The following is an 11,769-nucleotide window of genomic DNA, read 5'->3' as shown; positions in this document are numbered from 1 at the left end:
TTTAAGTATCTAGAATAGTAATAAGGTAGAGTTTGCTTGATTGATATAAAAAGACAAATTAAACTTTTAAAAATGATGGATTTCTTGTAATAATGAAAGTTTATAGTATGAATATAAGGAGGATTTTAGATTGCTTTGTTGCTTTGTTCTTTGTAACGACAGAGGGGAAGAGTCTTACAATGACATTCTGCTTTATCATTGCAAAGCCTTTAGACTGAAACAATCTAAGAAAACAACCAAGAGTTTAAATTAAATCCTCATATAAATCTTTTTATTGTGGAATTGTATTATTTATTAGCTCTAGTTTTCTTTTATGATTTCTTGCTTTTAGTTGTTTTCTCTTTGTATTATATTTTAAACATCATAAATTTCATAATATTCTAGTTTGTTAATTTTATATTTATTGGTAAAACTTTCTATCAATTTGTTTTTGTGTTTATAAATTCTTTTATTAAGTTATTTGTTATGCCTATGTATAGAGTTCCATTTGGTTTATTAAAGAGAATATAGACATAATATTGCTTATTTAATTTTAGCCTTTTTAGGTATTGTAGCATATTTTAGTTTTTTGGGAGATTTAGATTGCTTTGCTACGCTCGCAATGACACGATAGAAAGTTCTTTATAATATCGCTAGATTGCTACGATTTGCATAAGTAAATCTTGCAATGACATTTTTTGTTCTGTCACTACAAGGCTTATGCAAGTAATTCGTGGCAGTTTATAGAGGGTGTTTAGGGTTTTTTGGTTACTCTTTTAGATTGCCACGCAAATATTACATATTTGTTCGCAATGACAGAAAAAGGGGGCTTACAATAATAAAAAGAGTTGTAATGACAAAAAAAGAAGGAATTTACAAGGATAAAAAGAAAAGGTTTGTAATAATATATCTCTTTACTGCTTACAATAAAAAGATAGGATTATAATAGGTAAAAATCTGCTTTAAGTTTATTGTATAAAAAATATAAAATTATCCATAAAGCTTAAACATTTCTTTTCCTTCTATAAGCCCTAATATAAGATATATTATTAAAAAAATTTATACTTTAGCGACATATTTTTAGATTTTATTTGAAATATTTATTAAAATAATCTTATGTGATAAATAAATCTCCATTTAATTAAATTATGAGTATATTAGTAACAAATATAAAAATATTTTTTCTTAAAATTTCACTGTCTAAGTTATTCTTAAAATACCCTAAATTACGCTTATCTATCTATCTATCTATCTATCTATCTATCTATCTATCTATATGATTATTGCTATAAGTTTTGATTAATTAAGAAAATTTTATGATTACAACAAATAAAAATATTGACAATATTTTTATGAATTTCACACTAAAGATGAAATGTAAAAGATCCATGGGGAGAGGTTTTTTACTTTATCAACTACAAGATTTATGTAATAAAGAGTATGTATTTTATATTCTACTCTTTAAAACAGAATAGCCTTTTTAATTTTTTAAAAAGCTATTCTGTTTTTATTTTACTTTATCTTGTGTGTCTTTTTTTAAAGGAAAATGGGATGATAAAGTTTAAGATTTCTTATATTCTATGCGCTATTTTAGCGCCTAGTTTAGTGTTGGCTAATGCTAATGATGTAAAAAGAATTGATGCCAATACGGTTCAAGTTCCACATACTATCTATCACAATAATCAAGTATGGGATAATCAAACACAAAGTTATAAAAAACTAGAGGGTGCTAATTATTGTGCCCTTAAAACTAAAGGAAGTATTACTAATAAAACTTTGATTATTGATAATCCTAAAGAAATTTATGATTATAGCTCTATGGTTGCTAAGCTTGATATTTTAACACCTAATACTAAAGAGGTGATAAAAACACAATGCTTGCATGAAAATATCCACACTACAAAAGAGCATAGCACAGTCTATCATATTCCATTTTTGGTGAGCGCACATTCTATCAAAGGAGATGTGAATTCTAACCGCTTGGTTTTTAAAAGTGGAGAGGTAAGCTCTGTTTATTATCTAAAGCCTTCAGAATTACACAATCAAGACGCAAGAGAATTGCCCGCACCAAATTTTAAAGAGAGCGGAGAGGATCGTTTTAGATATTTAATCACTCCTGCTCTTACACAAGAGGGTGTAGCAAGAGGCAATTATTTAGAGATTGGAAGCAAGTCTTATATTAATATGGGTGCAGAAGATACCTATACGCTTACATTAAATGGTGCGCCTTATTTAAGCGGTGGTGTTAGCTTAAAAGGAAGTGCAATAGATAACAAAGTAAGCTTTATTGAAGGTGCTAAGTTAGACTTCCATGCAGCTCCTTATAAGCTTGATAAAAATAATAAACGCGTTTATGATAGAAGAATTTCTCATATTATTGGAGGCTATGCTTATAATGGAGAAGTAAAGGGCAATATTGTAGATTTAAAGGGGGGAAGCCTAATAGTGCATGGTAAGGGAGGAGGCTATTCCTCTTCAGCCTCTGCACATGTAGCAGGTGCATTTGTAGATAGCACAGATGGTAAGCCCTATAATGCTTCAAACAATACTTTAAATGTAAATAATCTTGATTTAGATTTGCGACTAGATAGTGCAAATACACCTAATTTCTATGATGCCTTGCTTTTTGCGGAGTTTTTTGGCGGAAAAACAATCAAAGGTGATGCACTTAATAATAAAATCACCATTAAACAGTTTGAAGCAACACATTCAGAAGGCAAGATTAAAGTGCAAGGTGTGCTAGATTTTATCGCAGGTAGCACTAATGATGGAGTGGCAAACAATAATAGCATTAGTATTGATTTAACAAAGCCCTTTGGGATTTCAGAAAATTACCTAAGAGCAAACATCTTGCGTTTTATTGCAGGGTATGGAACTTTAGGAGCTAACAACAATAAAGTAAGTATTGTAAATAATCTCACACAAATCACTGGCACAACAAATTCAAGAGATAAAGTAGAAATTATTGCAGCAAGAACATTAAGTGGAGAAGCCAATAATAATGTAATTTCTATAAAAGATTCTCAAGTAGCCTTGCCTTTATATATCTATACTACAGATAAAGAAAACTATGAAGATTCTATCCACTATGCAGAGAATGCTAAGAATAATAAAATCACTCTAAATAATGTCTTTGGTAGAAAGGACATAAGAAGCGGAATTGAAGCAATGAATTTAGAAGGGAATAGCATAAGCTATCACAATGTAGAAGCACAAGCTTCAGGTGAGGGCAAAGAAAAAGAAAGCTCTATGTATATCCGTGCTACTAACTTAGCTAAAAATAATACCTTTAGTGCAAGCAATTATTACTCTACAAGTGCGCTTAATATGTATGGTATAAGAGGAGAAGTAGAAGCAAGAAATAACAAAATACTTCTTAAAAATGTTTCTTTTAATACAGATAGAGAGAATGCAGGACTTGTTATTGTTGGTGGAGTAGGACAGAGTGCTTGGGAAAACCTTTTAAGTATTGAAGATTTAAGTATTGGTAAATATGCTAAAGAAGATTATTTGTATATTGCAGCATCAGCTATCCCAAATGCAGATTCTAATCTAGCACTCTCTTATGGAAATACGCTTTATATTGGTGGAGAAGTGGATATCCATAAAGACACTCTATTAAATGCAATTTCAGGAAGCATTATAAGAATACCTGCTTATACCACACATAAAGATATTGTTACACTTCCAGCACCCTCACTTGCACAATTAGGAGAAAAAAATCATCTAATAGCAGGTGCAAATCTAAAAGCAAGAGTAATCAATAACTTTGAATATTATAGCTTTATTTTAAATAAAAATTTAAAGAAAAATGAAGCGATTTTAGAGAGTGTAGAAACTCCTATTAATCTTTCAGAAAATGGAGTTTTTAATCTTTATGCAAAAGGAAATATCAAAGGTAAATTTACTCTTATAAAAAGCCAAAATGGTTTTACAGACTTTAATGGAAATGCTTTAAATAGCAGACAAGTAGAACAACTATTAGAGCAGATTAGCAAAAACAAAACCCTTGTTAATCTTAAAAATATCTCTAGCCTAAAAGGAACTAAAGCAATAAAAGCAAGGCTTAGCTTAAGCGAAGATGGAAAGGAGATATATGCAGAACTATAAAAAATTCGTATATGGGTAATCATTTAAGAGATTAAGGAATTTTTACAAAGGGCACAACCACAAAAGGTTGCTAACCCTTTAAAAAATCCCTTAAAACTCCTAAAGCCCCACCGCATCTACTAGAATTTAGTTGTGGTGGTAAGGTGGTGGTGTGCCAATGTGGCGTCCCACTTTGTCATTGTAAGGCTTTGCCCATGACAAGGACGCGAGGCGAAGCCTCCCCACAAGTGAAACGAAGTGGGACGGGGGCTTTTTGCACTGCACTGCGTTTGTGGATAACGCTTTGCTTGTATGGTGGGTGCAGGGAGTGGAACTCCCGCTCGCGTAATGAGGAATTCACTTCCTCTGCGAAGTTAAAATAAAACATTGTGCTACAAGAGGGTTCTTTTCTCCCCATTTATATAAGAACCCTCTTGTAGCCTAATAGGCTATGTTCTTTATATGTTCTTGATTGTTGTTTTTAGAAATAATGCATCTTATGATTGCAAGGTTTTTAGAGTTATTGACTGTAGGGAAGCAATCTAAAGAGTTATCCCATAGCAGTGATATTCTGCCTTGTCATTGTGAGGAGATGTAATTGCTGTGGCAATCTAAAGAATTGCCTTGTAAGGTGTTTAAATGTCATTGCAAATTAAGTGAAGCAATCTAAAAGAATAACCAAGAGTCTAAGTAGGCTCTTTTTTTGGATTGCTTTGTTGCTTTGCTTCTTGCAATGACAAATCGGCGAAGTCTCCCCACAAGTGAAACGAAGTGGCGCGGAGCCTTTTTGCACTGCACTGCGTTTGTGGATAATGCTTTGCAGTATGGGGATTTGAAAGGACACTTGTGTCCTTCATCGCAAAGAGGAATTTATTTCCTCTGCGAAGTTAAAAGCGAAGCTTTCCCACAAGTGAAACGAAGTGGGACGGGGGCTTTAGGGGATTTGAAAGGACACTTGTGTCCTTCATCGCAAAGGGGAATTCACTTCCTCTGCGAAGTTAAAAATATTAGGAAGCTTTAGGAGGGATTCATCTCCCCATTTTAGAATCCCTCCTAAAACTTCTTAATGGGGAAGAGGTTTTAAAGGTTTAAAAGTTTGTTTTTCACTATAACATAAAAGTGAAGAAAATAAAATAAAAATAAAGGAGAAATAATGTCAGGGTATAGAATTAAAAAGCAAATTTCTATTAGTATAGTAGCAAGTATATTTTTAGCACAACAATCTTTATATGCACTTCCAAGTGGTGGGAAATTTACACATGGTTCTAGCGGGACTATCACTTCAGGTAAAGGAAGTATGGATATTACTGGTATTAAAGGCACAGGTGGCGGTAATAATTATGTGATTAACTGGGGTGGTGGCTTTGGTATTAATAAAGGAGAGGATGTAAATTTCCACAACAAAACAAAAGGGAATGGTGGTGGAACATTTTTAAACATTGATTTAAAAGGTAAAACCTCTCAAATCAATGGAGATTTAAACGCTAATGGCAATAATATTTTTATTATTAATCCTGCTGGAATGACAATAGGAAAAGATGGGGCTATCAATGGGGCTAATCAGTTTGGCTTTTCAAGTATGGCATTAAATGCAAGTCAGATTACAGCATTTGCAAATAATAGTGATGAAAGCAAAAATTATAACTTTTTCTATCCAAGTAACTTTAAACAAAACAAAGGAGATTTGGTAAATCTAGGCACAATCCAAGCTAATGAAATTAAACTAGTAGGGAATAAAGTAGAACTAGGAAAGATTGAAAATAATGGAAACAACAAAACAAATGTTTCTATTGATGGAAATTATGTGTATGTTAATATGGGTAAAATCAAAAATCCTTTGATGAGTAAAACTATCAAAGTAGAAGCAAATGCACGCATTAGGGGCTATCAAGAAGATACGATGAAAAATTTTCATGATGGTGGAAAAGGCTATACATTCTTTAATGATTCAAATTTGATTAGCACGCAAGGGAATGATTGGCGTAAATCTCTTACCTTGGAAAACACGACTGAATGGAATTTCTTTGCAGAGGCTTGGAATAATCCAGATAAATACAATTTGCAAGAGGTGGGCGATGATGTAACTGTGAGATTATTAAATGATATTGATTTTAAATGGCAAAAAGCAGATACAGTAGGGATTAATAATCAAGCGTTTAAGGGTATCTTTGATGGTGGGGGATATAAGCTGGAAAATGTTACATTGACTTCACAGATTGGTAGTGGTGGCACATATACGGGACTTTTTGGTATTGTTGAAGGTGGGACAATTGCTAATCTTATTTTGTCGGGTGTAGCATTTTCTGGAGAAGTGCAAACTGGCGGAAGCATCGCTGCGGTAATGAAAGGTGGAACTATTGATAATGTGCATGTAGATGGGAAAAATGGAAGTATTTCTGCGAGCACAGCTAATGACAAAAATTCTGCTCTTGGTGGAATGGTAGGTAGTATCGAGGGCAATAGCAAAGTTGTTATTAAAAATAGTTCTGTGAAAAATTTTAATTCTATTTCTATGACAAGTAATGCCTCTAGTGGAAATCCTGCACTAGGTGTGGGTGGATTTGTAGGAGCCATTAGCAATGGAGAAGTAACTTTTGAAAATATTTTATTAGACAGTATTGGAAATATTGAAGCAAATGATGTATCTGAAAATAAAAATAGTGGACTTGGTAAAGAAGTGGGTGCAGGGGGTTTTGTAGGGAAAGTGCTTGCTGGCGGTAGCGGTAATCTTGTATTTAAAGATATTGATATTAAAAATCTAGGAAATGTAAATGTGACCACTAATGAAGAATTGACAATGTTTACTGGTGGTGCAGGTGGATTTGTAGGTGTTTTAAATTCTGGTGCTAGTTTCCAAAATATCTATATAGATATTAATGGAGGTATTAAAGCAGAAAAGACACAAGATGATGCTAGGGTTAGTTCAAGTGCAATGATGGCGGGAGGATTGATTGGCAATATTAGTAATGCAATTACTATTAAAGATTTAAGCGGTATTAAAATTGATTTAGATAAAGCTGCAAGCATCCAAGCTATCAATAAACGCAGTGAGAAAACTAATCTTAAGCGTTATGCGGGAGCAGGAGGACTTATCGGTGGTTCTTTTAGTATGGGTAATAGCAGTTTATTAGATGTTGCTATTCAAAGTGCAAGCAATAATCAAATCTTAATTCAAGGCGATGAAGAATCGGCAATTCAAGCTAGGATTGATGGGGTATTTGAAGGTTTTGATATGGTTGGCAAAAATACTATCAGCGGATTAATTAAAAATAATCCTAATTTTGCTCTTAGTAAAGTTGATAATTTTAATGGTTTTAATGGCTATTATAAAGAATCGAAAATAGACAATGGTATCACTCCTCCACCTACACAAATTAAGCTAGATGATAGTGATTATGCAGGTGTAGAGGAAAGCATAAAAGATATTTTTGATGAGTTTAAAAATAGTGGCTATGAGCTAGATTTAAATACAAATGATGGTGTGATTACTTTTTATTACAAAGGAGACAAAAATACAAAGATTGAAATTTCCTTAAGCGATTTAGAAGGTAAGAATTTTGTAGATTTTGTAGAAGCACTAGCAACTAAAGCAAAAGCAGAGTATGAAAAATATGTAGATATACCTGAGGATAAAATAACGGCAGAAGAGAAACAGAAACTAGAACAATTTAACTCTCTTTATCAGACTCTAGACTTCATAAGTGAAGTGGCAAGTAATGGAAATGTAGGGGATAAAGATAATGTGGATAATACTAGACCAGATTATGAGAATACAATCCATTATTCTTTGAAAAATAGCAGTAGCAATTATAAAAATGGTGGTAAGGCTTTAGGAGAATATACTGCAAAACTTGCAAGTTTGTTGAGTTATGTTGATGGAATGCAAGAGGATTTAAAAAATAATAAAGAATTACAAGAGGAGTTTATTAAGAATTGGGGTGGTAACTCACTAGAAGAAGCTTATAAGAATTATGTAAGCTTTTATGAGGCTTTTAATAAGAAATATGGTGCTTTAGAGGACGCTTATAAGGCAATAGAGAACGAATATTTATCTGTAACAGAGAGATTAAGACAAGCTTATAAAAATTACCAAGAAAATCAAACAGGTGCTAATGAAGCAGAACTAATCTTTGCAGCAGAAGCTTATAATAGCTTTATGAAAGCAAATGGCGATACGATTTTGGCGTTAGAAGAACCTGCTTATAAAAGTGGAGCAAATAAAATCAATAACACACATACATTCTTAAAAAATAAGCTTGGTGCAAGTTATGCAAGTATTGAAAATGGATTAAATGGAATCGACTTTAGCGGAAATGGTAAGGATGGCAAGTATGATAGTGCAGATAATGGCTATTTTGCAAACTCTAGCGGTTCTTTAACAATCTTTGCAGATTTTGCAACAAAAGATTCTAAAGGAACTAGAGCAACGCTTACTTTGCCAGATACAAGTGATTTAGATGGTATTAATCCTCCTACACCAAGTCTTCCTGATACAGATTTAATAGAAGATGAAAGAGGTTCTGTGCTAGTGCTAAAAGAAGAAGATGAAGAAAAAGATGTAATAGAGCAAGAAGAGATTGAATATACAGACGGACAAGAGGGTGGAAGTTTGTGCATTGTTTCAGATGGATTTACGACACATAATCCATGCTCTGCTGGAAGAATCTAAGTGAAATTCGTATATGGGTGAGCATTTAAGAGATTAAGGAATTTTTACAAAGGGCACAACCACAAAAGGTTGCTAACCCTTTGAAAAATCCCTTAAAACTCCTAAAGCCCCACCGCATCTACTAGAATTTAGTTGTGGTGGTAAGGTGGTGGTGTGCCAATGTGGCATCCCACTTTGACATTGCGAGTGTGGCGAAGCAATCTAAAAGAGTAACCTAATCTTAGGTATTTCTTTTTGAGGTTGCTACGAACTAGTGAAGTTTATAGTGACTTCCTGTCTTGTCATTTCTGCAAACCAAAAAGAATTTCAAGGGGGCTTTTCTCCCATTTAGAGCCTCCTTGAACTTCTTTTGGGAAGTTAGCTTTTCTTTTTGTTTTATCAATAAGAGAAGTTTATAGAGTGTTAGTAGTAGCTTAGCTTGCTTAAAAGTAGAGAAATCTTTTTTATGAGGGAAATTATTCTTTTTATAAATACAAAGAGAATTAACAATAAAGAAAAAAGATTTGTCTTTCTTATAAAGCAAGAACAAATAAATTAGACTAAAGGAAACATTTATGCGATTAAGAACTTTATTGCTACCATTATTTTTAAGTAATTTAGTAGTGGCTGATACACTAGTGGCTGATATTAATGATTATAAAAAGGATAGAGCATTAGGAGAGATGATAAACACTTCTCCTTATAGAGATACCCCACAAAACAAAAATATCCAAAACCAACTAAAAACAAGAAATTCACCTGTGAAACCTCAAGAGGATAAAAATATTATCAATACAGAAAAGCCTACAAATAATATAAAAGAAAATAAAACTTCCTCCGTTAAAGAGGATATTTTTAAATATAAATTTGTTATTGATAACAAAAAAGCAGATGATACTCGATATACTTTAGAAGAACTTGGTATTGATGAAAAAATGCTTCAAGAATCTATTGTGGATTTTAAAGCGAGTGATTTATCGGTAAAAACTTTGCAAAGTATTGCAAATACGGTATCTTTTTACTTGCAATATAGCGGATATCCATCAGCTACTGCTTATATCCCACAACAAGAGATAGATAAGGAAATACAAGTAAATATTGTATTTGGAAAGCTTGGTAAATATATTGTAAATAATCGCTCTAATCATTTAAAAGATTTTGCAATCAATCATAAGCTAAATGATACGCTAAAGGGAAAGATTTTAAAAACAAAAGATGTAGAGGATGTAATCTTTAAAATTAACGAAAATTCAGGAATTCAAGCACTTGGAGCTTTTCAAGCGGGGGAGAATTTTGGAGAAACCGATGTGGTTATAGAAGTAGAAGATAGCACAAAAGCAAGTGCAATGCTTTATGCAGATAACTATGGGACAGAGGGTTCAGGACAAATTAGAATAGGTGCAACAACAACCTTTAATAATGTGCTAGGAATGGGCGATACGCTAAATACAATGGTGCAAAGAAGTGATAAAGATCAGCTAAACTATGGGGCAACTTATAGCACTTTTTGGGGGAATTTAAAAATAACACCAAAAGTGAATAAGGGAAACTATAGTTTAAGAGGAGAAGGATATGATGCGCTAAAGCCTTATGGAACTTCTACAGAGTTTGGTGTAGATGTGGCATATCCGTTTTTTATCAATTCTACAAACTCGCTTTATGCAGTTGCAGGCTATTCTCATAAAAAGCTAGAAGATAATTATGGAAATACATTTATGGATCCGGGTTTAATGGAGGCATTGTTTGGATATAGCACGCTAGATAACAGAAAACATAGTGATGTGTTTAATATAGGTTGGGAGGGTGTCTATCGCGGTATAGAGAAAAATACTTTAAGCTATAGTGTAAAGGTGTATCATGGGAATGTAAAGCCGGATAATGATTTTGCAGAACAGCTTTTAAGTATGGGAAAATTTACAAAGCTTAATGTGTATTTGAGCAATCAATATAGCTTTCATGAGAAGCTTACTGGGATTTTTAATTTTAATTTACAAAAAGTGCTTTTTAATTATTTGTTAGATTCTAGTGAAACTTCATCGCTAGGTGGTGCTTATGGAGTAAGGGCTTATCCAAATGGATTTGGAACTAAGAGCAACATGGGATATGGAATGATAGGGCTTCGCTATGCTACACCTATTCCTAATGTGTATATTACTCCTTTTTATGAAGCAGGATACGCATGGGAAGAAAATAAGCAAATGGATGAATATTTTTTAGATGCTGCAGGGATAGAGCTACTTTATGCAAGCGAACATTTTTATGTAAAAGCAGATTTTGCAAGAGCGATTCATAAATTTAAAGGTGCAGATGGAATCCCAGAAGATGGAGAAAATAGAGCAAGAGCCTATGTGAGTGCGGGAATATATTTCTAAAAGAAATGTGTAAATGGGTGAGCTCCCTCTCCCTGTCATTGCGAGATTTGCGTAGCAAATCGTGGCAATCTCTTTTTTGGATTGCTTCATCGGCTTTGCCTCCTTGCAATGACATTGTAGGGTGCTTTCTAGGAGGCACAACCACAAAAGATTGCTAACCCTTTTGAAAAATCCCTTAAAACTCCTAAAGCCCCACCACATCTACTAGAATTTAGGTGTGGTGGTGCGTCTCAATGTGGCACTTCTAGTGTCATTGCGAGTGTAGCGAAGCAATCTAAAGAGTTATCTCATAATGGTAGAGGGGGCGAGCCTCCCCGCAAGTGAAACGAAGTGGTGCGGAGCCTTTTTGCACCACGCTGTGTTTGTGGATAATGCTTTGCAGTATGGTGGGTGCAGGGAGTGGAACTCCCGCTCGCGTAATGAGGAATTCATTTCCTCTGCGAAGTTAAAAGCGAAGCTTTCCCACAAGTGAAACGAAGTGGCGCGGAGCCTTTAGGGGATTTGAAAGGACACTTGTGTCCTTCATCGCAAAGAGGAATTCACTTCCTCTGCGAAGTTAAAAATAAAAGAAAGCCTCCCCACAAGTGAAACGAAGTGGGACGGGGGCTTTTTGCACTGCACTGCGTTTGTGGATAACGCTTTGCTTGTATGGTGGGTGCAGGGAGTGGAACTCCCGCTCGC

General features: G+C 33.9%; 6 protein-coding genes. 5 read left to right on the top strand and 1 reads right to left on the bottom strand.

The genetic code is table 11. The features are described from left to right. Positions 1-419: 419 nt before the first annotated feature. Positions 420-557: a GIY-YIG nuclease family protein gene (locus tag B6S12_RS11835; RefSeq protein ID WP_220083650.1), complete on the bottom strand. Its 138-nt coding sequence runs from the start codon at positions 555-557 to the stop codon at positions 420-422. A gap of 973 nt (positions 558-1,530) precedes the next feature. On the opposite strand from B6S12_RS11835, the gene B6S12_RS11165 reads away from it, so the two are divergent. The 5 genes from B6S12_RS11165 to B6S12_RS09690 all read left to right on the top strand — a co-directional run bounded on the left by B6S12_RS11165 (position 1,531) and on the right by B6S12_RS09690 (position 11,088). Continuing rightward, positions 1,531-4,089 carry a hypothetical protein gene (locus B6S12_RS11165; protein WP_220083649.1) on the top strand — a complete coding sequence of 853 codons (2,559 nt, stop codon included), beginning with the start codon at positions 1,531-1,533 and terminating at the stop codon, positions 4,087-4,089. A gap of 194 nt (positions 4,090-4,283) precedes the next feature. After that, positions 4,284-4,451: a hypothetical protein gene (locus tag B6S12_RS11160; RefSeq protein ID WP_181451032.1), complete on the top strand. Its 168-nt coding sequence runs from the start codon at positions 4,284-4,286 to the stop codon at positions 4,449-4,451. Positions 4,452-4,801: 350 nt separating this feature from the next. Next, positions 4,802-5,089, top strand: coding sequence for a hypothetical protein (locus tag B6S12_RS10955; RefSeq protein WP_181451031.1), 288 nt, complete (start codon positions 4,802-4,804; stop codon positions 5,087-5,089). A 132-nt stretch (positions 5,090-5,221) separates the two neighbouring features. After that, entirely contained in the window at positions 5,222-8,737 is a 3,516-nt protein-coding gene (locus B6S12_RS09695) for a hypothetical protein (RefSeq protein WP_111230589.1), read from the top strand. Positions 8,738-9,291: 554 nt separating this feature from the next. Beyond that, positions 9,292-11,088 (top strand): ShlB/FhaC/HecB family hemolysin secretion/activation protein, encoded by a 1,797-nt coding sequence (locus B6S12_RS09690; protein ID WP_245892649.1) that lies wholly within the window; start codon positions 9,292-9,294, stop codon positions 11,086-11,088. Positions 11,089-11,769 lie beyond the last annotated feature (681 nt).

Source organism: Helicobacter valdiviensis (genome assembly GCF_003245365.1).
In the GTDB taxonomy this organism is placed as follows: Bacteria; Campylobacterota; Campylobacteria; order Campylobacterales; family Helicobacteraceae; genus Helicobacter_D; species Helicobacter_D valdiviensis.
Note: the sequence above shows the minus strand (reverse complement) of the source record. Positions and strands in the feature narration are given on the sequence as shown.